26 protein-coding genes are annotated in these 26,871 nt (G+C 70.7%); 17 read left to right on the top strand and 9 right to left on the bottom strand.

What is annotated here, in order from left to right; genetic code table 11:
- Positions 1 to 79: 79 nt before the first annotated feature.
- The 5 genes from ACTIFV_RS07125 to ACTIFV_RS07105 are packed head-to-tail and all read left to right on the top strand — an operon-like array spanning position 80 to position 5,296.
- Positions 80 to 1,018 carry a phosphodiester glycosidase family protein gene (locus ACTIFV_RS07125; RefSeq protein ID WP_439592079.1) on the top strand — a complete coding sequence of 313 codons (939 nt, stop codon included), beginning with the start codon at positions 80 to 82 and terminating at the stop codon, positions 1,016 to 1,018.
- A 3-nt stretch (positions 1,019 to 1,021) separates the two neighbouring features.
- Positions 1,022 to 2,176, top strand: a complete 1,155-nt coding sequence (locus tag ACTIFV_RS07120) for a glycosyltransferase (RefSeq protein WP_439592078.1) — start codon at positions 1,022 to 1,024, stop codon at positions 2,174 to 2,176.
- Positions 2,173 to 2,754, top strand: coding sequence for a DUF4956 domain-containing protein (locus tag ACTIFV_RS07115; RefSeq protein ID WP_439592077.1), 582 nt, complete (start codon positions 2,173 to 2,175; stop codon positions 2,752 to 2,754). The genes ACTIFV_RS07120 and ACTIFV_RS07115 overlap by 4 nt, the downstream gene beginning before the upstream one ends.
- Positions 2,751 to 3,584, top strand: coding sequence for a polyphosphate polymerase domain-containing protein (locus ACTIFV_RS07110; RefSeq protein WP_439592076.1), 834 nt, complete (start codon positions 2,751 to 2,753; stop codon positions 3,582 to 3,584). The genes ACTIFV_RS07115 and ACTIFV_RS07110 overlap by 4 nt, the downstream gene beginning before the upstream one ends.
- On the top strand, positions 3,566 to 5,296 hold the full coding sequence (locus ACTIFV_RS07105) for a carbohydrate-binding domain-containing protein (RefSeq protein WP_439592075.1): 1,731 nt from the start codon (positions 3,566 to 3,568) through the stop codon (positions 5,294 to 5,296). The genes ACTIFV_RS07110 and ACTIFV_RS07105 overlap by 19 nt, the downstream gene beginning before the upstream one ends.
- Before the next feature lies 1 nt (position 5,297).
- Here ACTIFV_RS07105 and pntB read toward each other — a convergent pair whose 3' ends face one another.
- Entirely contained in the window at positions 5,298 to 6,689 is a 1,392-nt protein-coding gene (gene pntB, locus ACTIFV_RS07100; RefSeq protein ID WP_439592074.1) for a Re/Si-specific NAD(P)(+) transhydrogenase subunit beta, read from the bottom strand.
- Positions 6,686 to 8,221 (bottom strand): Re/Si-specific NAD(P)(+) transhydrogenase subunit alpha, encoded by a 1,536-nt coding sequence (locus tag ACTIFV_RS07095; RefSeq protein WP_439592073.1) that lies wholly within the window; start codon positions 8,219 to 8,221, stop codon positions 6,686 to 6,688. Before ACTIFV_RS07095 ends, pntB begins: the two co-directional genes overlap by 4 nt.
- Positions 8,222 to 8,387: 166 nt before the next feature.
- Between ACTIFV_RS07095 and ACTIFV_RS07090 the strand changes: the two genes are divergently transcribed.
- The 4 genes from ACTIFV_RS07090 to ACTIFV_RS07075 are packed head-to-tail and all read left to right on the top strand — an operon-like array spanning position 8,388 to position 12,056.
- Positions 8,388 to 8,936 (top strand): Dps family protein, encoded by a 549-nt coding sequence (locus ACTIFV_RS07090; protein ID WP_439592072.1) that lies wholly within the window; start codon positions 8,388 to 8,390, stop codon positions 8,934 to 8,936.
- Complete coding sequence (locus tag ACTIFV_RS07085) at positions 8,891 to 9,961, top strand: acyl-CoA dehydrogenase (protein WP_439592071.1); 1,071 nt, start codon at positions 8,891 to 8,893, stop codon at positions 9,959 to 9,961. Before ACTIFV_RS07090 ends, ACTIFV_RS07085 begins: the two co-directional genes overlap by 46 nt.
- A complete protein-coding gene (locus ACTIFV_RS07080; protein ID WP_439592070.1) occupies positions 9,955 to 11,325 on the top strand; it encodes a PIG-L family deacetylase in 1,371 nt (456 codons plus the stop codon). The genes ACTIFV_RS07085 and ACTIFV_RS07080 overlap by 7 nt, the downstream gene beginning before the upstream one ends.
- Positions 11,322 to 12,056 carry a glycosyltransferase gene (locus ACTIFV_RS07075; protein ID WP_439592069.1) on the top strand — a complete coding sequence of 245 codons (735 nt, stop codon included), beginning with the start codon at positions 11,322 to 11,324 and terminating at the stop codon, positions 12,054 to 12,056. Before ACTIFV_RS07080 ends, ACTIFV_RS07075 begins: the two co-directional genes overlap by 4 nt.
- Here the strand turns inward: ACTIFV_RS07075 and ACTIFV_RS07070 are convergent.
- Positions 12,011 to 12,643, bottom strand: coding sequence for a hypothetical protein (locus ACTIFV_RS07070; protein WP_439592068.1), 633 nt, complete (start codon positions 12,641 to 12,643; stop codon positions 12,011 to 12,013). The genes ACTIFV_RS07075 and ACTIFV_RS07070 overlap by 46 nt on opposite strands.
- Positions 12,644 to 12,703: 60 nt before the next feature.
- On the opposite strand from ACTIFV_RS07070, the gene ACTIFV_RS07065 reads away from it, so the two are divergent.
- A complete protein-coding gene (locus ACTIFV_RS07065) occupies positions 12,704 to 14,443 on the top strand; it encodes an alkaline phosphatase family protein (protein ID WP_439592067.1) in 1,740 nt (579 codons plus the stop codon).
- A gap of 13 nt (positions 14,444 to 14,456) precedes the next feature.
- On the opposite strand, the gene ACTIFV_RS07060 is transcribed toward ACTIFV_RS07065, so the two are convergent.
- Positions 14,457 to 15,248 carry an MOSC domain-containing protein gene (locus ACTIFV_RS07060; RefSeq protein ID WP_439592066.1) on the bottom strand — a complete coding sequence of 264 codons (792 nt, stop codon included), beginning with the start codon at positions 15,246 to 15,248 and terminating at the stop codon, positions 14,457 to 14,459.
- A 72-nt stretch (positions 15,249 to 15,320) separates the two neighbouring features.
- On the opposite strand from ACTIFV_RS07060, the gene ACTIFV_RS07055 reads away from it, so the two are divergent.
- The gene (locus ACTIFV_RS07055; RefSeq protein ID WP_439592065.1) at positions 15,321 to 16,340 is read left to right on the top strand and encodes an alpha/beta hydrolase fold domain-containing protein; all 1,020 of its coding nucleotides are present in this window, start codon (positions 15,321 to 15,323) and stop codon (positions 16,338 to 16,340) included.
- A 52-nt stretch (positions 16,341 to 16,392) separates the two neighbouring features.
- Positions 16,393 to 16,860, top strand: a complete 468-nt coding sequence (locus tag ACTIFV_RS07050) for a hypothetical protein (protein WP_439592064.1) — start codon at positions 16,393 to 16,395, stop codon at positions 16,858 to 16,860.
- Here the strand turns inward: ACTIFV_RS07050 and ACTIFV_RS07045 are convergent.
- Positions 16,857 to 16,979 carry a hypothetical protein gene (locus ACTIFV_RS07045; RefSeq protein WP_439592063.1) on the bottom strand — a complete coding sequence of 41 codons (123 nt, stop codon included), beginning with the start codon at positions 16,977 to 16,979 and terminating at the stop codon, positions 16,857 to 16,859. The two genes, ACTIFV_RS07050 and ACTIFV_RS07045, sit on opposite strands and share 4 nt — an antisense overlap.
- 92 nt (positions 16,980 to 17,071) lie before the next feature.
- Between ACTIFV_RS07045 and ACTIFV_RS07040 the strand changes: the two genes are divergently transcribed.
- Positions 17,072 to 17,719 carry an NAD(P)H-binding protein gene (locus tag ACTIFV_RS07040; RefSeq protein WP_439592062.1) on the top strand — a complete coding sequence of 216 codons (648 nt, stop codon included), beginning with the start codon at positions 17,072 to 17,074 and terminating at the stop codon, positions 17,717 to 17,719.
- A 15-nt stretch (positions 17,720 to 17,734) separates the two neighbouring features.
- On the opposite strand, the gene panB is transcribed toward ACTIFV_RS07040, so the two are convergent.
- The 4 genes from panB to ACTIFV_RS07020 all read right to left on the bottom strand — a co-directional run bounded on the left by panB (position 17,735) and on the right by ACTIFV_RS07020 (position 21,219).
- Positions 17,735 to 18,592, bottom strand: coding sequence for a 3-methyl-2-oxobutanoate hydroxymethyltransferase (panB, locus tag ACTIFV_RS07035; RefSeq protein WP_439592061.1), 858 nt, complete (start codon positions 18,590 to 18,592; stop codon positions 17,735 to 17,737).
- On the bottom strand, positions 18,589 to 19,434 hold the full coding sequence (gene panC, locus ACTIFV_RS07030; RefSeq protein ID WP_439592060.1) for a pantoate--beta-alanine ligase: 846 nt from the start codon (positions 19,432 to 19,434) through the stop codon (positions 18,589 to 18,591). Before panC ends, panB begins: the two co-directional genes overlap by 4 nt.
- Entirely contained in the window at positions 19,431 to 20,153 is a 723-nt protein-coding gene (locus ACTIFV_RS07025) for a DUF2520 domain-containing protein (protein ID WP_439592059.1), read from the bottom strand. Before ACTIFV_RS07025 ends, panC begins: the two co-directional genes overlap by 4 nt.
- A 70-nt stretch (positions 20,154 to 20,223) precedes the next feature.
- Entirely contained in the window at positions 20,224 to 21,219 is a 996-nt protein-coding gene (locus tag ACTIFV_RS07020; protein WP_439592058.1) for a LacI family DNA-binding transcriptional regulator, read from the bottom strand.
- Positions 21,220 to 21,356: 137 nt separating this feature from the next.
- Here ACTIFV_RS07020 and ACTIFV_RS07015 point away from each other — a divergent pair, with 137 nt between their 5' ends.
- From ACTIFV_RS07015 to ACTIFV_RS07000, 4 genes are read left to right on the top strand one after another with little or no spacing between them, the layout of a single operon-like run.
- Positions 21,357 to 22,640 carry an ABC transporter substrate-binding protein gene (locus ACTIFV_RS07015; protein ID WP_439592057.1) on the top strand — a complete coding sequence of 428 codons (1,284 nt, stop codon included), beginning with the start codon at positions 21,357 to 21,359 and terminating at the stop codon, positions 22,638 to 22,640.
- A gap of 7 nt (positions 22,641 to 22,647) precedes the next feature.
- Positions 22,648 to 23,688, top strand: coding sequence for a carbohydrate ABC transporter permease (locus tag ACTIFV_RS07010; RefSeq protein ID WP_439592056.1), 1,041 nt, complete (start codon positions 22,648 to 22,650; stop codon positions 23,686 to 23,688).
- Positions 23,685 to 24,560 carry a carbohydrate ABC transporter permease gene (locus tag ACTIFV_RS07005; RefSeq protein WP_439592055.1) on the top strand — a complete coding sequence of 292 codons (876 nt, stop codon included), beginning with the start codon at positions 23,685 to 23,687 and terminating at the stop codon, positions 24,558 to 24,560. Before ACTIFV_RS07010 ends, ACTIFV_RS07005 begins: the two co-directional genes overlap by 4 nt.
- Positions 24,560 to 26,866 carry a beta-glucosidase gene (locus ACTIFV_RS07000; protein ID WP_439592054.1) on the top strand — a complete coding sequence of 769 codons (2,307 nt, stop codon included), beginning with the start codon at positions 24,560 to 24,562 and terminating at the stop codon, positions 26,864 to 26,866. Before ACTIFV_RS07005 ends, ACTIFV_RS07000 begins: the two co-directional genes overlap by 1 nt.
- Positions 26,867 to 26,871 lie beyond the last annotated feature (5 nt).

The following is a 26,871-nucleotide window of genomic DNA, read 5'->3' as shown; positions in this document are numbered from 1 at the left end:
CACCCGCGACGCGTCAAGCCATAGCCGCCGCATAGCGTCCCGCGACGAGCGGGATAGGTGTCATCCGTATCCATGAGGGATGGACAGGAGAAGACACCCCCTTCGTACGACGCTCATCGCGGCGGGTCTCACCGTCGTGCTCGCCGCGGGCGGCGGCGCCGTCTGGGCGGCCGACCGCTTCCTCATCCCGCATGTCGAGATCGCCGACGTATCGACCTACGAGGCCGAGAACACCACGACCACGGTCGAGGAGGACTCGACCGTCGGCACGGTCGACGGCACGACCTACAGCGACGGTGAGACGACCGTCACGGTCACCGAGGTCGTGACCGGGTCGGGCGACGACACCGTCACCGCGTACGTCGCCGACGTCGTGCTCGGCGATGCCACCGCGCTGCGGTCGGCCTTCGCGAACGACCAGTTCGGCGAGAACATCATCGACCTGACGTCGTCGATCGCCGCCGACAACGACGCCGTCTTCGCGATCAACGGCGACTACTACGGCTTCCGGGACGACGGCATCGTCATCCGCAACGGAGTCGTCTACCGCGACGACGGCGCGCGCGAGGGACTCGTCTTCTACACCGACGGGAGCGTCGCGGTCTACGACGAGACGTCGACGACCGCCGACGAACTGCTCGCCGAGGGCGCGTGGAACACCGTCAGCTTCGGGCCGGCGATCGTCGAGGACGGGCAGGTCGTCGACGGCATCGAGGACGTCGAGGTCGACACGAACTTCGGCAATCACTCGATCCAGGGCGAGCAGCCGCGCACGATCGTCGGCGTGACCTCCGAGAACCACCTCGTGTTCGTCGTCGTCGACGGTCGCGACGAGGGCTACAGCCGCGGCATGACGCTCACCGAGGCGGCCGACATGCTCATCGGCCTCGGCGCGACGACCGCGTACAACCTCGACGGCGGCGGCTCCTCGACGATGTACTTCGACGGCGAGGTCGTGAACCAGCCGTCCAACGGCGGCGAGCGCGGCACGAGCGACATCCTCTACATCGCGTGGTGACCCGTGATCGTCCTCATCCCCGCCTACGAACCGGGCCCCGCCCTCCCCGCGCTCGTCGCGGCCCTGCGTGACGCCGACGACGACACGCAGATCGTGGTCGTCGACGACGGGAGCGGCCCGTCGTACGGCGCGATGTTCGCCGACGTCGAGCGCCACGGCGCGACGGTGATCGCGCACGCCGCCAACGAGGGGAAGGGCGCGGCGCTCAAATCCGGCGTCGACCACGTGCTCGCGACGTATCCGGGCGAGGACGTCGTGACGGCGGACGCCGACGGACAGCACACCGTGCCCGACATCCTGCGGATCGCCGAGGAGCTGAGACGGGATGCTGCCGACGGCCGCACCGCGATGATCCTCGGCTGCCGCGGGTTCACCGGCGCGGTCCCCCTTCGCAGCCGCGTCGGCAACGGCATCGCGCGCGGGCTGTTCCGCGCCGCCGCCGGGTGGCGGCTGAGCGACACGCAGACGGGGCTGCGCGGCATCCCGTCGGATCTCCTCGCGTGGGTGGGCGCGCAGCGGGGCGAGCGATTCGAGTACGAGCAGAACGTGCTGCTGCGCAGCCACCGCGACGGCGTCGAGACGCGCGAGGTCCCGATCGAGACGGTGTATCTCGAACACAACGCGTCGAGCCACTTCCGGCCGGTCGCGGACTCGGTGCGGGTCATGTTCCCGCTTCTGCTCTTCGCCGCATCATCCCTCGTCGCGTTCACGGTCGACACGATCGCCCTCCTGCTCTTCACGGCACTGAGCGGATGGCTCGTGCCGTCGATCATCGCGGCGCGCGTGCTGAGCGCGAGCGTGAACTTCGCGATCAACAGGCGGTTCGTCTTCCGCGGCAGCGCGCGGATAGGCAGACGAGGCAGGCTCGGGCAGATCGCGCGCTACGCGCTGCTGGCGGCGGCGCTCCTGGCATCCAACATCGTGTGGATCGATGCCCTCACGCGCTTCGGCGTGCCCCTCGTCCTCGCCAAGATCGCGACCGAGATCGTGCTGTTCGTCACGAGCTACGGCGTGCAGAAGACGTTCGTGTTCGGCGCGGGAGCGTCCGCAGGCGTCGCGGCGGGATCCGTAAGCCGCGCTGAAGCGCGGCATAGAAGGCGCATAGCGAGGACGGGTGGCATGGATGCAGAAGCCTTCACGACCGGGAGAAACCCATGACCCTCACTTCGCTCCTCCTCATCGGAGTCGATCTCGCCGCGGCCCTCGTCCTGAGCCTCGGGCTGTACTACCGCCGGCATCATCGTCGCGATCTCGTCGTCGCGTTCCTCGGCGTCAACGTGGGTGTGATGGCCGTCGCCGCCGTCCTCGGCACCGCCGAAGTCGCCCTCGGACTCGGGCTCGGACTCTTCGGCGTCCTGTCGATCATCCGCCTGCGTTCATCCGAGATCTCGCAGCGCGAGGTCGCGTACTACTTCGCGGCCCTCGCGATCGGGCTCATGTCCGGGCTCCCGCAGACCGATCCGTGGCCCGTCATCGGCCTCGTCGCCCTCGTGCTCGTCGTGCTCTGGGCGGCTGACCACCCCGCGCTCCTGTCCCGGGGTCGCCACCAGGTCGTCCGGCTGGATCGCGCGATCGCCGACGAGCTCGAACTGCGCGACGTGCTGGCCGATCGCCTCGGCGGGCCGGTGTCGTCCCTCACGGTCCAGGAGCTCGACCTCGTCAACGACACGACGCTCGTCGACGTCCGCTACCGGATGCCCGCGCGTGTGCGCTCCGCGGTGGGAGCCTCGCGATGACCGGGCTGGCGAGGTTCGCACCCGTCGGCCTCGACGAGCTCGTGGCCGAGGCATCCCTCCTCACCCGCGTCGACCGCAAGTACGTCGTGCCGCGGCCCGTGATCGACCGACTGCTGGGCGAGCTGGATGCCGGGAGCCGCGTGCTCGAGATCGACGGCGCCCGCGACTTCGCGTACGAGTCGGTCTACTTCGACACCCCCGACCTGCTGAGCTTCCGGATGGCGGCGCAGCCGCGCCGGCGCCGCTTCAAGCTGCGCACGCGCACGTACCTCGACATCGGCACGGCGTACCTCGAGATCAAGACGCGCGGCGCCCGGGGCGCGACCGTCAAGGAGCGGTCCGCGTACGCCGCCGAGCACCGTGCGATGCTCACGATCACGGCGCGGGATGACGCGGCCGCCGCGTTCGACGCGATCGGCGTCGACGCGGGCCGGGCGGACGACCTCGATGCGACGCTCGTGACCAGGTATCGCCGGGCGACGCTGCTCTCGGCGCACGGCCGCGCGACCGTCGACACGGATCTCGCCTGGGTCGAGCCGGGGGGCGCGGGCTTCACCCTCCCCCACCTGGCGATCATCGAGACCAAATCGGAGGGCGCGGCATCCGCCGTCGACCGCCTGCTGTGGCGCGCCGGATGCCGCCCCGCGACCGTCAGCAAGTACGCGACAGGACTCGCGGCACTGCATCCCGAGCTTCCCCGCAACCGCTGGGCGCGCCTGCTGCGCGGGACGTTCTCCCCCGCCGCCGTTCACGACCACGACACCCCCACCCACCCCACGCGAACCTCGCGTTCCCTCACGAAGGAGCCGTCATGCGACGTCGCCGCCTGATCCTGCCCGCATCCGCTTTCGTCCTCACCGCCGTCGTCCTCGCCGGCTGCGCGACCGCGACGCCCGCGGCGACCTCGTCGTCCGACACGAGCGTCGTCGAGACGGCCGCCGTCGTCGACTCCGATCTCGCGGCGGATGCCGTGATCGCCGCGAACGAGGACGCGACGGTCACGCGCGACGACGAGTGGTCGGAGGCGGATGCCGTCGACGTCGACCTCTCGGCGTCCTCTGCCGCCGACGCCGTCGACGGCGTCGAGCGCGACGGGTCGACCGTCACGATCACCGCGGCAGGCGTGTACCGCCTGTCGGGATCGCTCGACGGCGCGGTCGTCGTGGCCGCCCCCGAGGACGCGGTCGTCGTGCTGATCCTCGACGGCGCCGAGATCACGGACGTCGACGGACCGGCGATCACCGTCGCATCCGCCGACGACGTCGCGATCTCGCTCGCCGCGGGCTCGTCGAACTCGGTGTCGGATGCCTCCGCGTACTCCGACGACGCCGAGGCGAATGCCGCGATCTACAGCGCCGCCGACCTCACGATCACCGGCACGGGCTCGCTCGCGGTGTCGGGCAACGGCAACGACGGCATCGCGTCGACCGACGACCTCGTCATCCTCTCGGGCGACATCGCGATCGACGCCGTCGACGACGGCCTGCGCGGCAAGGACGCGCTGGTCGTCGAGGGCGGCACGCTCGACATCACGGCCGGAGGCGACGCCCTCAAGAGCGACCAGGACGACGACGCGACCCGTGGCTACATCTGGATCTCGGGCGGGACGCTCTCGGCGACGAGCGGCGACGACGGCCTCGCCGCGACGACCGACGTCGTCGTGTCGGGCGGCGCGCTCGACCTCACCGCTGCGGGTTCCGACTCGGCGAAGGGCATCACGGCGGGCGCGGTCGTCGCCCTCGACGGTGGCGACCTCACGATCGACGCGGACGACGACGGCGTGCACTCCGACGGCTCGGTCGGCATCGGCGGCGCCGTGCTGGACGTCACGGCCGGCGATGACGGCGTGCACGCCGAGCAGACGCTCGAGATCCGCTCGGGCACGGTCGCCGTCGATGCCGTCGAAGGACTCGAGGCGATCGATGTCGCGATCTCGGGCGGCACCGTGGACGTCACGGCCAGCGACGATGGCATCAACGGCGCGGGCGGCACGACGGCGGCGACGGGTCAGGCCGCCGGCCCCGGTGGCGGAGGCGAGCAGGACTCCGGTCAGACCGTCGTCATATCCGGCGGCACGGTCCGCGTCTCGGGTCGCGGCGACGGCATCGACTCGAACGGGTCGATCACGATCTCCGGAGGCGATGTGACCGTCGCAGGTCCGACCGGTGGCGGCGAAGGCGCGCTCGACGCGAACGGGTCGATCACGATCGACGGCGGCACGGTGTCGGTGGGCGGCAGCGCGCTGGTCGCGCCCGGTGGCGAGCAGGCGTGGGTCGCGGCATCCATCTCCGGATCCGCGGGACAGACCGTGGAGGTGACGGACGCCTCGGGCGCCGTCGTCGCGAGCTTCGAAGCGCTGTCGGACTTCGCGTCGGTGTTCGTCAGCGCCGACGCCATCGCCGCGGGCACGTCCTACACGATCACGGTCGACGGCTCGGGCGCGACCACCGCGACCGCCGGCGAAGCTCTCGCCAACCAGGGCGGTCCCGGTCAGGGCGGAGGCACAGGTGGCGGTCAGCCCGGCGACGGCCGGCGGCCGTGAGTCACAGGTCGCGGAGGATGTCCTCGACCCGGTCCTTGGCGTCGCCGAAGAGCATCTCGGTGTTCTCGCGGAAGAACAGGGGATTCTGCACTCCGGCGTACCCCGACGCCATCGACCGCTTGAACACGATGACGCTCTCGGCGTCCCACGCGCGGATGACGGGCATCCCGGCGATCGGAGACGAGGGGTCCTCCGCGGCCGCGGGATTCACGGTGTCGTTCGCGCCGATCACGAGCACGACCGACGTCGACGCGAGGTCGTCGTTGATCTCGTCCATCTCGAGCACGATGTCGTACGGCACCTTCGCCTCGGCCAGGAGCACGTTCATGTGGCCGGGCAGTCGTCCGGCCACGGGGTGGATGCCGAACCTCACGTCGACGCCCCGATCGCGCAGCCTCGACGCGAGCTCGGCGACGGGGTACTGCGCCTGCGCGACGGCCATCCCGTAGCCCGGCACGATGACGACGCTCGAGGCGCCCGCCAGCAGTTCGGCGGCGGACGCGGCATCCGTCTCCCGGTACTCGCCCTCCTCCTCGCCCGACGCCGACGGCGCAGCGATGCCGAACCCGCCCGCGATGACCGAGAGGAACGAGCGGTTCATCGCCTTGCACATGATGTAGCTGAGGTACGCACCCGACGAGCCGACCAGGGCGCCCGTGATGATCAGCAGATCGTTGTCGAGCAGGAAGCCCGCCGCGGCGGCCGCCCAGCCCGAGTAGCTGTTGAGCATCGACACGACGACGGGCATGTCTCCGCCGCCGATCGAGGCGACCAGGTGCCAGCCGAGCGCGAGGGCGAGCACCGTCACGAGCACCAGCAGCCAGATCGACGGGGTGATGACGTACCAGACCGTGAGACCGGCGAACACGACGAGCGCGCCGAGGTTGAGGGCGTTCTTGCCCGGCAGCATGAGCGGCTTCGACGAGATGCGACCCGAGAGCTTCAGGAACGCCACGATCGAGCCGGTGAACGTCACACCGCCGATGAAGACGCCGATGAAGACCTCGGCGTGATGGATGTCGCGCAGCGCACCGGTCAGTCCGCCGTCGTACAGCGCACCGTTCCACCCGACGAGCACGGCGGCGGCACCGACGAACGAGTGCAGCAGAGCGATGAGCTCGGGCATCCCCGTCATCTCGACCACCCGCGCCCGCCACAGGCCGATCGATCCGCCGACGAGCACGGCGACCACCAGGATGACGATCGGCACGGCGTCGACCGTGTCGGCCACGAGCACGAGCCAGACCGTGGCGGCGATCGCGATGACCATGCCCGCGATGCCGAACGAGACTCCGCGGCGCGAGGTCTCGTGCTTGGACAGCCCCGCGAGACTCAGGATGAACAGCAGCGCCGCGACGAGATAGGCCGCCTGCGCGATGGCGTACGCGGTCACCGGGCGTCACCCTTCGAGAACATGCGCAGCATGCGGCGCGTGACGGCGAAGCCGCCGAAGATGTTGATGGATGCCAGCAGCACCGCGACACCCGCGAGGACCTGCACGACGATCGTGTCGGAGGTCAGCTGCAGCATCGCGCCGACGACGATGATGCCCGAGATCGCGTTGGTGACGCTCATGAGCGGCGTGTGGAGGGCATGCGCGACCTTGCCGATGACGTAGAAGCCGACCACGACGGCGAGCGCGAACACCGTCAGGTGCTGGGGCAGTGGCGGCGGCGCGAACGCCGCGGCGAGGAAGAGCAGCGCCGCCGCGAGCGTGAAGAGTCCGAGGCGCGCGCTGCGCGGCAGGGTCCGCTTCGGGGCGGGTGCGAGGGCCACCTCGGGGGCTTTCACGGGTGCGGCCGAGACCTGCACGGGCGGGGGCGGCCACGTCTCGACGCCGTCGCGCACGATCGTCACGGATCGCTGCACGATGTCGTCGAAGTCGAGAGTGAGCACCCCGTCCTTGGCGGGTGTCAGCAGCGTGAGCAGGTTGAGGAGGTTCGTGCCGTAGAGCTGCGACGCCTGCGCAGGGAGGCGCCCCGCGAGATCGGTGTACCCCAGGATCGTGACGCCGTTGTCCGTGACGACCCTCTCGCCCGCGACCGAACCCTCGACGTTGCCGCCCTGGGCTGCGGCCATGTCGACGATGACGCTGCCCGGCTTCATCGACGCGACATCCGCCGCCGTCAGCAGCCGCGGCGCCGCGCGCCCCGGAATCAGCGCCGTCGTGATGACGATGTCGACATCGGCGGCCTGCTCGGAGTAGATCTCGGCCGCGCGCCGGTCGTAGGCCTCGCTCGTCGCCTTGGCGTAGCCGTCAGTGGATGCTGCGACCGCGACATCCACCGGCAGGTACTCGCCGCCGATCGACTTCACCTGGTCGGCGACCTCGGGACGCGGATCCGTCGCGCGCACGATCGCGCCGAGGCTCGAGGCGGCGCCGATGGCGGCGAGTCCTGCGACGCCCGCCCCCGCGACGAGCACCTTCGCGGGCGGCACCTTGCCCGCCGCGGTGACCTGGCCCGTGAAGAAGCGGCCGAACTCGTGAGCTGCCTCGACGACCGCGCGGTAGCCCGCGATGTTCGCCATCGACGAGAGCACGTCCATCGACTGCGCGCGCGAGATGCGCGGCACGGCGTCGAGCGCGATCGCCGTGATCCCCCGGTGCGCGAGCGCGCCGCGCAGCTCGGGGCGCAGCGCCGGCGCCAGGATCGCGAGCAGCGTCGCGCCGTCCGCCAGCAGCGCGATCTCGTCGTCCGTCGGGGCATCGACCTTCAGCACGATCGGCGACGCCCACGCCGTGGCGCGATCGACGATGCTCGCCCCCGACGCGAGGTACGCGGCATCCGGAAACGACGACGCCGCCCCCGCGCCCGCTTCGACCTGCACGTCGTACCCCAGCTGTCGCAGCTTGGCGACGGTCGTCGGCGTCGCGGCGACGCGATTCTCGCCGGGTCTCTCGGCGACGATGCCGATGAGTGTCATGCGGAGCTCCTCTGCTGCCCGTCGCCCCAGGTGAAGAGTGCGACAAGATCTGACTCTAGGGGCTGGTAGCACCCGGTCGCCCTGCGGGCAAGCCCATCGCATCCTGCCGCGTACTCCGTAGCGTCGAGAGCGACCGGACCGCCGCGTCGGTCGCGAAAGGAACCCCATGTCTCCCACTGCCACCACCAAGAACAAGCGTCGCCCCGCGCGCTCGGGCGCCGAGCTCACCGCCGAGCAGAACGCCGAGAGCGGCTTCCAGGCCTCGGAGAAGCTGAGCGAGAACATGCAGCGCGTGCTCGTCGACCTCATCGAGCTCGGATCGCAGGGCAAGCAGGCGCACTGGAACGTCGTCGGCACGAACTTCCGCGACACGCACAAGCAGCTCGACGAGATCATCGACGCGGCACGCGAGTTCTCCGACACCGTGGCCGAGCGCATGCGCGCTCTGCACGCCCTGCCCGACGGGCGCAGCGACACGGTGTCCGAGACGACGACGCTTCCCGAGTTCCCGCAGGGCGAGATCGCGACGACCGAGGTCATCGACCTCATCACCGAACGACTCGAGGCGGCCGTCGGCACGTGCCGCGAGGTGCACGACGAGGTCGACGAAGAGGATCCGACCACCGCCGACATCCTGCACGGCATCATCGAGAGCCTGGAGCAGTACGCGTGGATGGTCAGCGCCGAGAACCGCACGCCCGCGAAGCGCGGGTGACGACCTCGGGCATCTCCCTGCGGCCGGGCGATCCGGCCTCGCATGCCGTGCAGGACGCCGCAGCCTCGGCGCGTGACGTGCCCGACTTCGGGGTCGACGTCGACGCGACCCTCGAGTGGGCGCGGGTCGCCGTGTCGACGATCGAGCGCGGCGGGTCGCCCAAGGAGCAATGGGAGCTGCTGGCGACGACAGCCTTCATGGACGTCGCGGCGGCGCGCATCCTGGAGCCGCACCTCGATGCGTTGAACATCCTCGCCGAGTCGGGCGTGCAGCCCGCCGATCTCGCGGCGATCGGCGCCGACGCCGGCTCGACGTGGGGCGTCTACGCCGCCGAGGGGCCGGGCGTGCGCGTCCACGCGGAGCGCACCTTCCGCGGCTGGCGCATCGACGGCACGAAGCCGTGGTGCTCGCTCGCCGGGCAGCTGTCCCACGCCCTTGTGACTGCCCACGTCGAGGGCGGTCGCCGGTTGTTCGCGGTCTCGCTCCGCGACCCGGGAGTTCGCGCGCACTCCGGTCCCTGGCTCGCGCGCGGCCTCGCGGACGTCGTGAGCGCGCCTGTCGACTTCGACGACGTGCTCGCCGTGCCCGTCGGCGACGTCGACTGGTACCTCCGCCGCCCGGGCTTCGCGACCGGTGCGATCGGCGTCGCCGCCTGCTGGTGGGGAGGCGCTGCGGGACTGGTCCCGGCTCTCGCGAAGGCCGCCCGACGAGACGATGCCGACCAGCTCGCCCGCCTGCACCTCGGCCGCGCGGACGCTGCGCTCTGGGCGGCCCGGGCATCCCTCGCCGAAGCCGCCGACCTCGAGCCGATCGAACCCGCGCTCGTCGCAGCCCGCGTGCGCTCGATCGTCGCCGACGCCGCCGAGCTCACCCTGCGCGAGTGCGACCACGCGCTCGGCCCGGCACCTCTCGTCGCCGACGACGCGCACGCCCGACGCGTCGCCGACCTCCACCTCTACCTCCGGCAGCACCACGGCGAGCGCGACGCGGTGCGCGTGGGACGGGATGCCGCGGGCTCATGGTGACCTTCAGCCACCGCGACCGCGGCACGAGCGAAGCGGTCTGGGCGCTCGCGCGGGCCGACCACGTCCTGCCGGACGTCGTCCTCAGCGCAGACGCTCTGCTCGTCGTGGCGGCGCATCCCGACGACGAGACCCTCGGCGTGGGCGGCCTCATGCACCGTGCGGCAGCGCTCGGGATGACGATCGCGGTGCTCTCCGTCACCGATGGCGAGGGCTCGCATCCCGATTCGCCCACGCACACCCCCGCGCAGCTCGCAGCACGACGTCGCATCGAGCTGCGCGCGAGCGTCGACGAGCTCGCACCGGACGTCGAGCTGACGTTCCTGGGCGTGCCGGACGGCGGCATCCGGAATCATCTCGCCCTGCTCGAGCGGGCGGTCACCGGGGCGATCCGCAGCCTGCGCGAAGGCGGGCATCGCGTTCTCGTACTGGCGCCGTGGACCGGCGACGGGCACGGCGATCATCGGGTGACGGGCGAAGTGGTGGCTCGGGTGTGCGAACGCGAAGAGGTCGCTCTGCGCACGTACCCCATCTGGCTGTGGCACTGGGGCACGCCCGACGACGTGCCGTGGGACGCCGCGGAAGAGGTCGTGCTCGACGACGTGGAGCTCGCCGCGAAGCGCCGTGCACTCGCGCGCCACGCGAGCCAGACGGTCGCTCTCTCGGACGAGCCCGGCGACGAGGTCATGCTGCACGAGTGGATGCAGTCGCACTTCCTGCGCTCCGCCGAGATCGTCTTCATCGAGCCGCCGCGTGCGGGACGCTCGATGGGCGCGGACTGGTTCGACGCCTTCTACGCGCGCAACGACGACCCGTGGGGCTTCGACTCCCGCTGGTACGAGGAGCGCAAGCGCGATCTGCTGCTCGCGAGTCTTCCGGCCCGTCGGTACGCGCGCGGCGTCGAACTGGGCTGCTCGACGGGCGCCCTCACCGAGATGCTCGCCGAGCGGACGGACCTGCTCGTGGCCGTCGACATCTCCGATGCGGCGCTCGACCGGGCCGCGCAGCGCCTCTCGGGCGCGATCGGCGTCGAGTTCGTGAAGGCGACGCTCCCCCGCGAATGGCCGGCGGGACGCTTCGACCTCATCGTGCTGTCGGAGGTCGGCTACTACTGGAGCGGCGCCGACCTCGAGAAGGCGATCCGACGCATCGAGGAGTCGTTGACCGATGACGGCATCCTCGTCGCGTGCCACTGGAGGCACCCCGTCGCGGAGTACCCCCTCACCGGCGACAGCGTGCACATCGCCCTGCGCACGATGTCGTCGCTCGCCGGCGTCGTCCGGCACGAGGAGAAGGACTTCCTGCTCGAGGTGTTCGCGCATCCTGCCGCGCCCTCCGTCGCCCAGCGGGACGGACTCGTCGCGTGACGGGCGTCTCGCGCGTCGGCGTCGTCGTGCCGGTCCACCAGGAGGAGGACTCGCTCGAGACCTGTCTCGCCTCGATCGTCGAGGCCTCCGCGGCGGCGTCGACCCTGATCGTGGTGGTGCTGGATGCCTGCACGGATCGCTCGGCCGAGATCGCCGCGCGGTTCCCGGTGACGTCGCTGCGGATCGACGCGCACAACGTCGGCGCTGCGCGCCGAGCCGGTGCCGACCGCGTGCTGGCGGAGTTCGGACAGCGCCACGCGTCGCGGGTGTGGATCGCGAACACGGATGCCGACTCGACCGTGCCCTCCCACTGGATCTCGCATCAGCTCGACCTCGCCCGGCGCGGGGCCGACGTCGTGACGGGCGGAGTGCGTCCGGAGCTCGCGGCGCTCTCGCCCGCCCACGCCGAGCTGTGGCTGCGCACGCATCCCCCGGGTGAACCGAACGGGAACGTGCACGGCGCGAATCTCGGCATCCGCGGGAGCACGTATCTCGCCGTCGGAGGCTTCGCACCGCTGCCCGAGCACGAGGACGTCGACCTCGTCGCGCGCGCGACGGCGGCGGGCGCGGTCGTCACGGCGACCGATGGGTGCACGGTCGAGACATCCGCCCGCTTCGCAGGGCGGACCCCCGGTGGCTACGCGGGCTATCTGCGATCGGTGGCCGAGGAGCTCGATGGCCTCGCTCAGACGGCGGGCGCCGGCGCGATATCGGGGTCCGTCTCGGCCTGAGCCCTGCGGCCGACGATCCGATCGATCCAGACGGCCGCCCATGCGGCGCCGAGTCCGAGCACGATCACCAGGCCCTGGATCACGAGGGCGTAGCCGCCGGTCGTGAAGTTCGCCTGCACGAGGATCGGGGCGACGATGGCCGGGATGAGCGCGACCACGACGACGAGCCAGGAGAGCGGATGCCTCCCCCGCGCGATCACCCATCCCCCGACGGCGGCGAGCAGCACGACGAAGCCCTGATTGAGCACGAAGGCCCAGAAGGCCACCGGCTCGGTGATGTTGCCGACGCCCCGTTCGAGCCCGAACGTCGCCCACAGGCAGAGCGCGACCCAGACGAGCGTGATGCCGCCCACGCGGCGCATGCCGGACGTCGGCAGGATGCCGAGGGATGCCGTCATCGCCGCGAGGATCAGCACGAACTGGAAGACGTTGACGAAGGGCACGTCGTTGCGGATCGTGCCGGCGTAGGTGGCGGACTGCAGGATCGCCGAGAAGTCGGTCGCGATCGCCAAGTAGGTCGCGAAGAGCATGCCCACGACGGCGGCTCCGTAGCGGGCGCCGCGGTCGAAGGGGATCGTGGGTGCCATGGCGTGAGACTAGCCGATCCTCTCGCCCGTAGAATCGGTCCACGACACGGGGGTGACGCCATGGCACGCAAGAAGGACGATGCCGTGAGGGCCGACGGCACGTCGCGCCGCGACTTCTTCCGCAGAGCGGGCCTCGGCGCGGCCGGCATCGCGATCGGCGGGTCGGCGGGCGCCGCGATCACGGCGGCCGCGACGACGCATCCGCCCGAGTTCGCTCCCCTGTCGCCGCGGCACACGCCGGGCTTCGATCACATCGTGGTGCTCATGTTCGAGAACCGCAGCTTCGACAACCTGCTGGGGCACCTCTACACCGCGCAGGAGAAGGACAAGGCCGAGTTCGACGGCATCCTTCAGGGCGAGTACTCCAACGAGGCGCCCGACGGCACCGTCATCCCCGCCTACGTCTACGAGGGCGCCACGGACTCGGTGATGCAGCAGCCGCAGCCCGACCCCGGCGAGACGTACCCGCACGTCAACACGCAGCTGTTCGGCATCGTCGATCCCGAGGGCAACGCCGACATCGCGCGCTACGGGCAGAAGGACCCCTACAACGCGCCGATCCCCGGCGAGTCGCCCGCGAACAACGGCTTCGTGAAGGACTACGTCATCAACTTCCGGGTCGCGAAGAAGCGCGAGCCCACGCCCGAGGAGTACCGGGTCGCGATGGGCGGATTCTCGCCCGACATGCTTCCCGTGATCTCGACGCTCGCGCGCGAGTTCGCCGTCTACGACCGCTGGTTCGCGGGCGTGCCGTCGCAGACGTTCTGCAACCGCATGTTCTTCCACGCCTCCACGTCGAACGGATACGTCGTCAACCACACCGGCGACGACTACTACAAGTGGATCAACGGCCCCGAGGCCGACACGGTCTTCAACCGCCTCGAGGAGGCCGGACTCAGCTGGCGGGTCTACTACGACGAGTCGCAGCTCGTCTCGCTGACGGGCATGCTGCACGCGCCCGTGCTCGAGAAGTACTGGAAGTCGAACTTCCGGGTCATGTCGCAGTTCCACCACGACGCACGCGAGGGCAACCTGCCCGCGTACGCCTTCATCGAGCCGCGGATGGTGTTCAACCACAACGACATGCATCCGCCGTGGGGCGAGCTCAAAGAGGGCTATCTCGACCTCGGCGACGGCACGGGCATGCAGATCGACAACAGCGCGTGGTCCGACGTCCGCGCCGGCGACGCCCTCGTGCAGGAGGTCTACGACGCCATCCGCACATCGGCCTCGCCGCGCGGCTCGAACGCCATGAACACGGCGCTCGTCATCACGTTCGACGAGCACGGCGGCACGTTCGATCACGTGTCTCCCCCGAGCGCGGTGCCGCCCGACAGCACTGGGCCGGGCGAGATGGGCTTCGCGTTCGACCGGCTGGGCCTGCGCGTGCCGTCGATCGTCGTGAGCGCGTACACCGCCGCGAACACCGTCATCCACGATGAGATGCACCATGGCTCGGTCATCAACACCGTCTGTCGCGTGCACGGACTGCGGCCGCTGACGGCTCGGGATGCCGGAGCCAACCCGATCTTCAACTCGATCAATCTCACCGTGCCGCGGCAGCCGTACGCGTGGCCGCAGCCGAAGTCGCTCTACAAGCCCCCGAACGCCGAGGCCAAGCCGATCCCCGACGAGAAGCACCGCAAGCGCCCCCTCACCGCACCCGCGCGCGGTCTCATGGGCCTGCTCGCCTCACGGTTCGATCCGGGCAGCAAGGTGCCGACGACGTACGGCGAGGCGTACGACGCGCTCACCGGTCGAGGTGAGGGCCTCTTCGGCACCGTCGACGACCCGAAGTAGACGAGGGACGAACTCATCCGAGCGGTGCGACCTCGTCGCCGACCGCGATGACCCCGTCTTCCCGGGGCACGAGCCAGACGCCGAAGTAGGTCTTGCCGTCCCACCGACGGTGCCGGGCGAGCGTGCGGATCGGCTCCTTGCCGCGTGCGAGGGAGACGGGGTCGATCGTCGTCATCACGCAGCGATCGCATCTGCCCGCGACGCGGAAGTCGACGCCGCCGAGGCGCACGGTGGGCCACTCGTCCTCGGCGAACGGCTCGTCGCCGTCGATGACGACGTTCGGCCGGAACCGCACCATGTCGAGCGGCTCACCCGCCCATTCGTCGAGCTGGGCGAGCGAGGCCTCGCTCGTGAGCAGAAGCGGTCCGACGTCGGCGAGTGAGACGTGGTCGCCGGGCCGGCCGCCGTGCTTCGGGTTCACCGGCCTCGCGGCCGGGTCGGGCTGCCAGACGAGCCGGGCATCGCGGCCGAGACGTTCCGTGAGCCAGGCTGCGGCGTCCTCTCCGGCGGGCAGCGCCGTGCCCTGTCGCGAATGCCCGACGGGCACGGGCGCGGCATCCACCGGCACATCGATGCGCAGAGGGTCGGTGCGCCCGTCGCCGAGCAGGAGCCCGCCGTCGGTCAGGATCTCGGCCGTGAGTCCGAGCAGGCCGTTGGCCTCGCGCGCCGTGATCGGCTCGCCGTGCGGATCCACCACCGCCCAGCGGCGATCGCCCTCGAGGCCCCACGGCTGCACGCGGGCCGCGCGGACGTCCTGACCCGCGAACGACTTGATCGGATACACGCGGAGCCGGGTCACCTGCATCCGAGAACGCTACCGCGCCGTTCGGCCGCCGTTCGCCGCGCAGGCCCAGGTGCGCCTGCGAGAATCACCGCGATGCCTCTCGATCCTTTCTTCGCCGAGCGCCTGCGCGTGCACCGTCGCTACCTGCTGGGGCAGGCGGTGCGGCGCGTGAAGCCCGCCTTCCAGACCGCGGCCGCGAAGCCGACCGCCGGCAAGAAGCTCTCGCCCCGCGAACGCCACCGCCGGGCGGCGCTCGCGTGGGACCGCACCGAGCTCCAGACCGTCGGCACTCCCCCGCCCGATGTGCCGACGGAGGAGTACGTCGTCCCCGTCCCGGGCTACCCCGATGTGGGCGTGCGCGTCTATCGCCCGCAGGGCCTCGAGGAGTCCGCGCCTGCCGTGCTCTCGTTCTTCGGCGGCGCCTTCCGCATCGGCGGGGTGGACTATCCGACGACGGATGCCGCATACCGCCGCCGCGCCGTCGACGCGGGCGTCGTCGTGGTCGCGGTGCGCTACGCGCTCGCGCCCGAGCACCGGTATCCGACGCAGGTCGAGCAGGGCTACGCCGCTCTCGACTGGCTGCACGAGCACGCGGCGGAGGTCGGGGTCGATCCCGCACGGATCGCCGTGCAGGGCACATCGGCCGGAGCCGCCCTCGCGGCGGCCGTCACTCTCGCCAATCGCGACCGGGCGCGGCATCCCCTTCGCCTGCAGCTCCTCGAGGTGCCCGTGCTCGACCTCACCGCCCGCTATCTCGACCTGCGTCCGACGTGGGCGATGGGCATCCCCGCGGTCGTCGCCCTGCGCGAGCTGCGCTCGGTCGCGCGCACATACCTGCCCGAGGCGGCACGATCGACGGAAGCCCTCGCGTCGCCGCTGCGCGCGGCGCATCACGACGGCCTCCCGCCGGCGCTCATCATGACCGCGGAGTACGACCCGCTCCGCCGCCACGGCGACGCCTACGCGACGGCGCTCCGCCGGTCAGGGGTCGATGCCACCGCGGTGCGATACGACGGCGCGATCCACGACATCTGGATCTTCACCGGCGTCCTCGATGCCGCACGCCGCTGGCACGACCAGGTGGTCGGGGCGCTGCGCACCCTGCACGACTGACCCGGTCGACCCATGCTGTCGTCCCGCTGCGCACCGGGTGCACACTCGTCACATGATCTACTTCGTCATCGTCCTCGCGCAGACCGTCGTCCTGCCGATCGTCAGCGCGGTCATCGAGCTCGCGACCATCGGCGGCGATCCCGTGTACGTCTTCGGCAAGTGGTGGGTGTTCTGGGGCGTCGGCACGCGTCTGCTGCTGGCCGGCGTCGTGCAGATGTCGGGCAAGGGGCAGACGTCTGAGATCCTCGGCTCGACGGCGCCGACCGTCCAGGAGACGCAGCTCACGAAGGAGCTGGGCTCGGCCAATGTCGGGATGGGTCTCGCGGGCCTGCTCGCCCTCGTGCCCGGCTGGGCGCTCCCGGCCGGGCTCGCGGGAGGCGTCTTCCTCTTGATCGCCGGCCTCATGCACCTGCCCAAGAAGGGCAAGAACGCCAGGGAATCGCTCGCGACCTGGACCGACCTCGTGGTGGGTGTGGCCGTCGTCGTGCTCGGCGCCTACACCGTGATCGCGGTGCTCTAGTCGAACTCCGACACGGCGAGCAGGCTCTCGAAGCCGTCATCCAGACCGTCCGGACCGAGGGGCACCGACTCGCCGATCGAGAACGCCGACCACGAGATGCTCGGATCATTCATCGTCATGCAGGCAACGTAACCCCGTGGGCGATGGACGCACGGTGAACAGTCGATGACGGGCACGCGAGCGTGTCCGCGCGCGTGCGTAGGCTGAATCCATGTCGACACGCGTCCTGATCTTCGGCGGCCACGGCAAGGTGGCCCTTCTCCTCGAACCTCTGCTCGCCGAGCGCGGTGACACCGTGACGGCTGTCATCCGCAATCCTGCGCACGAGTCCGACGTCGCAGCGACCGGCGCGACGCCGGTCGTGTTCGACATCGAGCGGTTCGACACCGACCAGATCGAGAACCTCATCGCGGGCAACGACGTGGTCGTCTGGTCGGCGGGCGCGGGCGGCGGCGATGCGGCGCGCACGTACGCGGTGGATCGGGATGCCGCGATCCGCTCGATCGACGCGGCCGTCGCCGCCGGCGTCACGCGGTACGTCATGGTGTCGTACTTCGGGGCCGGCCCCGACCACGGCGTCCCCGCGGACGACGCGTTCTTCGCCTACGCCGAGGCGAAGACGGCCGCCGACGAGCACCTGCGGGCGAGCGGTCTGGACTGGACGATCCTCGCGCCGTCGGCGCTCACCCTGGACGCCCCCACCGGCCGCATCGACGTCGAGGCGTCCTCCGCCGCATCCGTCTCACGCGCCGACGTCGCCGCCGTCATCGCAGCGGTGATCCCGGATGCCGCGACCCACCGTCGCACGATCACGTTCAACTCCGGCCAGACGCCGATCGGCGACGTGTTCTCGGGCTGACGAATCGGGCAGCGCTCAGTCTGACGACTCGAGCGCGGCGCGCACGGCCTCCACGACCTCGGCCCGCACGGCGTACGTGTGCGCCGCCGCCGGGAACGCGCCGCTGCGCACCTCGTCGGCGTAGGCGGTGACACCGGCGACCATGTCGGCGTGGAGCGCCGCGTACTGCTTCACGAACTTCGCCGTGTGCCCCTCGGTGATGCCCAGGAGGTCGTGCTGCACGAGCACCTGTCCGTCGGCGGCTCCCGCACCGATGCCGATGACGGGGATGCTCAGAGCAGGCAGGATCGCGGCGACGAGCTCGGCGGGGACCGCCTCGACGACGATCGCGAAGGCTCCGGCATCCTGTACCGCCATCGCCTCGCGGGCGACCCGCAGAGCGCTCGCCTCGTCGCGCCCCTGCGCGCGCAGACCCCCGAGCGCTGTCGCGGTCTGAGGGGTGAGGCCGATGTGCGCGACGACGGGGATGCCGGCCGCGACGATCGCGCGGATCCGCGACAGGCGGTCGGCACTCGCGCCCTCGAGCTTGACCGCGTGCGCCCCCGCTTCCTTCGCGAAGCGCATGGCCGTCTCGATCGCCTGCGCGTCGCTGGACTCCGTCGATCCGAACGGCACGTCGCACACGATGAGCGGCGTGGTCACCGCGCGGCGCACCGCCTTCGCGAGGGTGAGCATCTCGTCGACCGTGACCGGGACGGTGCTGTCGTAGCCGAGCACGACCTGCGCGCCCGAGTCGCCCACGAGCACCATGTCGACGCCGGCCTGCTCGGCAACGCGACCGGAGATGTAGTCGTAGGCCGTCACCATGACGATCTGCTCGCCCCGGCGATGCATCTCGTCCAGACGCGCGAGGGTCACGGGCTTGCGGGTCATGGGTCGCTCCTTCGGGGGATCGTGACGTTGTCGATGAGGCGCGTGGCCCCGACGCGCACGGCGACCACCACGAGCGCTGCGCCCTCGAGGGTGGTCAGCGTTGTGAGTGCGTCCGGATCGACGATCTCGAGGTACTCGACGTCGAGTCCGGCGAGCGTGGCGCGTCCGATGGCGAGGAGGGCTGCGGCATCCCGCTCCCGCGTCGATGCGTCCGCGATCGCGGCGAGTGCACGCGGCACGGCGAGCGCCCGTGCACGCTCCTCGGCGGTGAGGCGCGCGTTGCGGCTCGAGAGCGCGAGTCCGTCGGCATCCCGTGCGGTCGGCACGACGGCGATGCGGGTCGGGATGCCGAGGTCGGCGACCATGCGCGTCACGACGACCACCTGCTGGGCGTCCTTGGCACCGAAGTAGGCGACGTCGGCGAGCACGGCGAGGAGCAGCTTGGCGACGACGGTCGCGACGCCGTCGAAGTGCGCTCGCCCGCGCACGGCGCCTTCGAGCACCTCGGTGATCGCGCCGTCGACGGACACCGTCGTCGCGAACCCGTCCGGGTACATCTCCTCGACGCCCGGCAGGAAGACGACGTCCACGCCGTTCGCCTCGGCGAGCGCGAGATCGTGCTCGACCGTGCGCGGATAGCGCTCGAGGTCCGCGGCATCCTCGAACTGCGTCGGATTCACGAAGATCGTCATGACGACCGTGTCGCACTCGGCCCGTGCCGCGCGCACGAGGTCGAGGTGCCCCTCGTGCAGGTTGCCCATCGTCGGCACGACGCCGATGCGCCCGCCGCGCGTCGGCGCGAGCACCTCGCGCAGCGCCGCGATCGTCGTGACGGCGATCACGTCGCCAGCTCCCGCGTGGCGGCGATCAGGGCGTCGAACAGGTCGAGCCGGTCGGGCATCCGCTCGCCGACCGCCGCGCGCTGTCGGGCGACCGTCGCTTCGTCCTTGCGCGCGACCGGTCCGGTGAGTGCGCCGGGGCCCATCGCGGCCCAGTTCTCGATCGACGCCCGCACGAGCGGCACCAGCGCTTCGCGCGGCACGCCGGCCGTGGCGGCGAGGTCGGCGGCGAACGATTCGAGCGTCACGGCGAAGTTCGAGGCGATGGATGCCGCGGCGTGGTAGGCCGCGCGATCCTCGGGCGCGATGCGGAACGATGTCATGCCCAGCGCATCCACGATCGCTTCCGCGGCGCTCCGCGCCCGGTCGGTCGCGCCGTCGACGGCAGCCGCGGCGCCGGCGAAGTCCGCGCCCTGCGCCGTCACGGTCATGAGGGGATGCAGGCTGAACGCCTCGTGCGGGGCGAGAACCGCCAGCCCTTCGGCGCCCGAGAGATGCCCCACGAGGGGGCCGGGCGCGATGGCCCGCGCGGCCGCGGGGATCGCGGCATCCGGAACCGCCAGCAGCACCACGCTCGCTCCGCGGGCGTGCTCGCCGCGTCGGGCCGGACCGCGGACCTCGACGCGGGCATCGGTCAGCGCGGTGACGAGCGCGCGCCCCATCCTGCCGTCGCCGACGACGACGATCTCGCCGATCGTCGTGGGCTGGGGGTCTGGGTTCATCGTTGAGGCGCCGCGTGTGCGGGTCGCGGCCAGGAGTCAAGGCTAGTCGCCCGACGGAGCGCTCGATGCCTCAGCGCAGCGGCGCCGTCGTCGCACGGGGCACGAGCACCGTCGGCAGCAGGATGTGCGTCTCGTCGGGCACCTCGCCCGACATCAGCCGCACGAGCAGGTTCGCCGCGACCACGCCCAGGCGTCCCATCGGCTGACGCACGGTCGTCAGCGCGGGCGAATGCTGCGACGCCTCGGGCACGTCGTCGAAACCGATGACGGAGAGATCGCCGGGCACCGAGAGTCCGAGTTCGGCTGCCGCCTCGATGACCGCGATGGCCGACAGGTCGTTCGCGGCGAAGATCGCGGTCGGCCGGTCGGAGCGGCTGAGCATCTCGTGCGCGAGCTCGCGCGAGGTGTCGCGCTCGTATCGCCCCACGGCGACGAGGGACTGATCGAACGGGATGCCGGCATCCAGCAGCGTGCGGCGGTAGCCCGCGTCGCGCAGCGCCGACGATCGCAGGTCGGGGCGGCCCGAGATGAAGCCGATGCGGCGATGCCCGAGCTCGACGAGGTACCGTGCCGCCTGCCGTGCTCCCGTGAAGCTGTCGGACTCGACGGTCGGAAGCTGCGCGGGCCCGGTGTGCGGGTCGACGGCGACGATCGGCACGTCGGCGGCGACGTTGACGACGGACGGCGTCACCATGATGACGCCGTCGATGAGGCTGCCGCTCAGGCGGCTGAGAGAGCGACGTTCCCAGCCCTCGATGGACCCCTCGTGCGCCCCGCTGTAGGCCATGACGTCGAAGTGCGTGTCGCGCAGGGCCATCCCCACGCCTTTGAGGATCTCGGCGCTGAACGGCTCGAACCCCGCGACGAGGACGCCGATGACGCCCGTGCGGCGCGAGCGCATGCTGCTCGCGATGAGGCTCGACTCGTAGCCGAGCTCGCGCACGACCGCGAGAACGCGGTCGACCGTCGCGGCCGCGACGCCGTAGCGACCGTTGACCGCCTTCGAGACGGTGGCCACCGACACGCCGGCCGCCGCAGCGACGTCGTGGATCGTGGCTCGGGGCATGCCCGAACGATAGTCGATGGAAAACGTTTTTGAAAACGTTTGACATGCATATGTTGCCGATGGACACTTTTGCAACCACCACCTGTCTGCCCCTCGAGGAACGAGGGTGCCGCTCAACGAAGAGGACGGTAAATCACATGAAAGCCAGGAAGTTCGCGATCGCGGCGAGTGTCGTCGCCGCCGGAGCCCTCGTGCTCAGCGGCTGCTCCGCATCCGGAGGCTCGGACGACGGCTCCGTCGAGATGACCCTGTGGCAGAACTCGACCACGGGGCCCGGCCAGGAGTTCTGGAAGAACGCCATCGCGGCGTTCGAGGACGAGAACCCGGGCGTCACGATCAAGATGCAGTCGATCCAGAACGAGGACCTCGACGGCAAGCTGCAGACGGCGCTCAACGCCGGAGACGCCCCCGACATCTTCCTCCAGCGCGGCGGCGGCAAGATGGCCGCGATGGTCAAGGCCGGTCAGCTCAAGGACATCACGGGCATGATCGACAGCACGATCACGGAGCAGATCCCCGAGGGCTCGTTCAAGGCCGAGACCTACCAGGACAAGGTCTGGGCGATGCCCCTGGCCGTGCTTCCGAGCGGGTTCTGGTACAGCTCGGATCTCTTCGACGAGGCCGGCATCACCGAGACGCCCGCGACGATCGACGACCTCGAAGGCGCGGTCGAGAGCCTCAAGAGCGCCGGCATCGCGCCGATCGCGCTGGGTGCGAAGGATGCCTGGCCCGCCGCTCACTGGTACTACAACTTCGCGCTGCGCGAGTGCAGCCCCGAGACGATCGAGAAGACCGGCGACTCGCTGGACTTCTCGGACGCCTGCTGGCTCAAGGCCGCCGAGGACCTCGAGTCGTTCGCGGCTCTCGAGCCCTTCAACGACGGGTTCCTCACGACCGCCGCGCAGCAGGGCGCGAGCAGCTCGGCCGGACTCGTCGCCAACCGCCAGGCGGCCATGGAGCTCATGGGCGCGTGGGATCCGGGCGTCATCGCGTCGCTCACCCCCGACGAGAAGCCGCTTCCCGACCTCGCCTGGTTCCCGTTCCCCGAGCTGTCGGGCGGCGAGGGACTGCCGGGCTCGATGATGGGCGGCGTCGACGGCTACTCGTGCTCGGTCGATGCTCCCGACGAGTGCGTCGACTTCCTCAACTTCGTCGCGTCGGCCGAGCAGCAGGTCGCGTACTACGAGGCGTTCAACGCTCCCCCGGTCAACACCGAGGCGCAGAAGTCGGTCAAGGAGGAGTACCTCCAGGAGGTGCTCGCCGCCTACAACGCCGCACCGTTCGTCTCGCAGTGGCTCGACACGGTGCTCGGTCAGAACATCGGCAACGCGCTCAACGTCGCCGTGGTCGACATGCTCGCCGGCAAGAGCGACCCCGAGCAGTTCATCCAGACGGTGAACGACGCCGCGAAGAAGGCATAGGACAAGCATGGATGCTCGCGAGAGCTCGCTGATGGAGAGCGCCCGTCAGCCCGATCTCGCGCAGCCCGATGGGGGCGGCGACACGCCGCCCCCATCGGCGCGGCGACGAGGCGGATCGACGGAACGCAAGAGACCGAAGGGTCTCGGCTGGGCGGGGCGAATGGAGATCCTGCTGCTGGCGGGGCCGGCGGTGCTCGTCTTCGTGGCGTTCGTCATCTACCCCGTCGCGGTCGCCGCGTACTACGGCTTCTTCAGCTGGCAGGGCTACGGACCGGCCGTCGACTTCGTGGGGCTGCGCAACTACGTCGTCATCCTCACCGACCCCGCCTTCCAGCAGGCGCTGGGCCACAACGCGTTCATCGTCGTGGCATCCCTCGTCCTGCAGGGACCGGTCGCCATCCTGCTGGCGCTCCTGCTCAATCGCAAGATGCGGGGCCAGTCGCTCATCCGGGTGCTGATCTTCGTGCCGTACGTGATCTCGGAGGTCGTGGTCGGCACGGGTCTGGCGCTCATGCTGCAGACGAACGGCGCGCTCAACGGCGTGCTCGAGCAGCTGGGCCTCGGCTGGCTCGCGCGGGACTGGCTCGCCGACCCGAGCATCGCGATCTGGACGCTCATGGCGATCCTCACGTGGAAGTACGTCGGGTTCGCCGTCATCCTCTTCCTCGCGGGGCTCCAAGGCGTCCCTGAGGAGCTCTACGAGGCGGCCGCTCTCGACGGCGCGTCGTACTGGCAGATGCAGTGGCGCATCACGCTGCCGCTCATGGGACCCACGATCCGCATCTGGGCGTTCCTGTCGATCATCGGCGCCCTGCAGCTGTTCGACCTCGTCTACATCATCTGGGGCCAGTACGTGGCCTCGACCGCCGGCACCTCGACGATGGCGACCTACATGGTCGCCAACGGCCGCAACGCCGGCAACTACGGCTACGGAAACGCCGTCGCCGTCGTGATCTTCCTGATCTCGCTCATCGTCGCGCTGCTCTATCAGCGCTTCGTGCTGCGGCGCGATACGGAAGGCGCGCTGACGGGAGGAGGACGCCGATGACCACCGCCGTCGCCGCACGCCCCTCGACCACCGTCGAGCCGGGCCGTCGCAAGAAGCGCAGCGCGAGCACGCCCTGGGTGTACTTCATCGCGCTCGTCGTGATCGGGCTCATGCTCACGCCGATCGTCTACATCATCCTCGGCGGGTTCCGCTCGAACTCGCAGATCACGGTCGACCCGGGCGGGTTCCCCGATCCCTGGGTCGTCTCGAACTACCTCGAGGTGCTCACGGGCGGCGTGTTCTGGAACCAGGTGCTGAACTCGACCATCGCGGCCGTCGCCACGACCGCCGGCGTCGTCGTACTCGGCCTCATGGCGAGCTACGTGCTGGCGAGGTATCGGTTCCGCGGCCGTGGTGCGCTCTACGCCCTGTTCGCCGCGGGGCTCATGTTCCCCGTCACCGTCGCGATCACGCCGCTCTACATCGTCGTGCGCGATCTCGGGCTGATGAACTCGCTCGCGGGGGTCATCCTGCCGCAGATCGGCTTCGCGCTCCCGGTGACGGTGATCATCCTCGTGCCCTTCCTGCAGGCGATCCCCGAGGAGCTCCAGGAGGCGGCGGAGATCGACGGCTGCGGCCGGCTCGGCTTCTTCTGGCGCATGGTGATCCCGCTCGCCGTCCCGGGTGTCGTCACCGTCGGCATCCTGGCCTTCATCGCGAGCTGGAACAGCTACCTGCTTCCCCTGTTCATCCTCAACAACGATGCGAACTTCACGCTCCCGCTCGGGGTGCAGGCGTTCTCGTCGCAGTACTCGCAGGACACCGCGAAGGTGCTCGCGTTCACGTCGCTGTCGATGATCCCCGCGCTCGTGTTCTTCAGCCTGTTCGAGCGTCGGATCGTCGGCGGGCTGACGGGGGCGGTGAAGGGGTGATGGATGCCGTGGCCCATGCGTCCGCGCGCGTGCGCGCGCTCATCGAGGCGATGACGCTCGAGCAGAAGCTCGCCCAGCTCGGTTCGTTCTGGGTCGACCAGGGCGACGAGGTCGTCGCGCCGATGTCGGGCGAGCTCGCCTCGTCGGCGAGATACGAGGACGCGACCGCGCACGGGATCGGGCACCTGACCCGCGTGTACGGCACGCGCCCGGTCGATCCGGTCGAGCGCGCACGCTGGCTCTGGGCGGAGCAGCGCCGGCTGCGAGAGCGGTCGGGCCACGGCATCCCGGCCCTCGTCCACGAGGAGTGCCTGACGGGTCTCGCCGCGTGGAAGGCGGCGACCTTCCCGACGCCGCTCGCCTGGGGCGCGTCGTTCGACCCCGATGCCGTCGAGGACATGGCGGGGCTCATCGGCGCGTCGATGCGCGAGCTGGGCATCCATCAGGGCCTCGCTCCCGTGCTCGACGTCATCCGCGACCCGCGCTGGGGTCGCGTCGACGAGTGCATCGCCGAGGACCCGTACGTCGTCGGCACGCTGGGCACGGCCTACGTCCGCGGACTGCAGGCGGCGGGGGTGGATGCCACGCTCAAGCACTTCGTCGGCTACTCGGCCTCACGCGCCGGCCGCAATCATGCCCCCGTCTCGATCGGTCGACGCGAGCTCGAGGACGTGCTCCTGCCGCCGTTCGAGATGGCCGTGCTCGACGGCGGGGTGCGCAGCGTCATGAACTCGTACGCCGAGATCGACGGCGTGCCCGTCGCGGGGACGCCCGAGTACCTCGAGGGGATCCTGCGCGAGCGCTGGGGCTTCGACGGGGTCGTGGTGTCGGACTACTTCGCCGTCGGGTTCCTGCAGACGATGCATGCCGTCGCCGAGGACGCGGCATCCGCCGGTGCACTCGCGCTGGAGGCGGGGATCGACGTCGAGCTGCCGGGGACGGATGCCTTCGGCACGCCGCTGCGCGACCGCATCCTCTCGGGACTCGCGGACGAACGCCTCGTCGATCGCGCGCTCGCGCGTGTGCTCGCCCAGAAGGAGCGCCTCGGGCTGCTGGATGCGACCTCCAACGAGCCGCCGGTGAGTGTGGATCTCGACTCGCCCGCGCACCGCGCCGTCGCGCGGCGCCTCGCGGAGGAGTCCGTCATCCTGCTGTCGAACGACGGCACGCTCCCGCTCGGGTCGCCGATGCGCATCGCCGTGATCGGCCCGAACGGCGACTCCACCGACGCGCTCATGGGCTGCTACTCCTTCGCAAACCACGTGCTCGCCCACCATCCCGCCGTGCCGTTGGGCTTCGCGCTGCCGACCGTCCGCGAGGCGCTCGCGGCGGAGTTCCCCGGCGCCACCGTCATCGCTGTGACCGGCTGCGACGTCGAGGGCGACGATCGCTCCGGCATCCCCGACGCGATCGCGGCCGCGGCCGCCGCCGACGTCGCGATCGTCGTCGTCGGTGATCGCGCGGGGCTGTTCGGGCGGGGAACCGTCGGCGAGGGCAACGACGTCGAGAGCCTCGAGCTGCCCGGCGTCCAGCGCGAGATGGTCGAGCAGGTGGTCGCATCGGGCACGCCCGTCGTCATGGTGTGCCTGACGGGCCGGCCGTACTCGCTCGAGTGGGCGCTGTCGGGCATCAACGCACCGGCCGCGCTGCTGCAGTCGTTCTTCCCCGGCGAGGAGGGCGCTCCCGCGATCGCCCGCATCCTCTCCGGGGGCGTGGCGCCGAGCGGACGCCTGCCCGTCTCGATGCCGCGCTCCGCGGGCTCGCAGCCGTACTCGTACCTGCATCCGGCGCTCGGGGGACCCAGCGAGGTCACCAGCGCCGACAACTCCCCCGTGCTGCCCTTCGGTTTCGGGCTCGGCTACACGACTTTCTCGCACGAGCAGCTCACGGCGCCGTCGCGGGTGGCCGCAGGCGCGCATCTGCCCGTCTCGGTACGGGTGCGCAACACCGGTGCGCGTGCGGGGACGGATGTCGTGCAGCTCTACGCACACGACGTCGTCGGATCGGTCACACGTCCCGTCGCACAGCTCGTGGCGTATCAGCGGGTCGCTCTGGAGCCGGGCGAAGAGGTGACCGTCGCGTTCGACGTGCCGGCTGCGCGTCTGGCGTTCACGGGTCGCGACGGATCGCGGATCGTCGAGCCCGGCGAGGTGCGCCTGTGGGTCGGCGGCTCGTGCGCCGACCGCGAGGTCGAGGCATCCGTCTCGCTCACCGGGTCGGTGCATCGACTGCGCCTCGACGATGCGCGCGTCGTCCGGGCGACGATCGTCCGCGAAGCGCCCGTACGTGCTCTGCAGAGCACGTAGCCCAG

It is taken from the genome of Microbacterium sp. (assembly GCF_051860965.1).
Classification (GTDB): domain Bacteria; phylum Actinomycetota; class Actinomycetes; order Actinomycetales; family Microbacteriaceae; genus Microbacterium.
The sequence above is the reverse complement of the archived record's forward strand: the minus strand, read 5'-3'. Positions and strand labels throughout refer to the sequence as shown.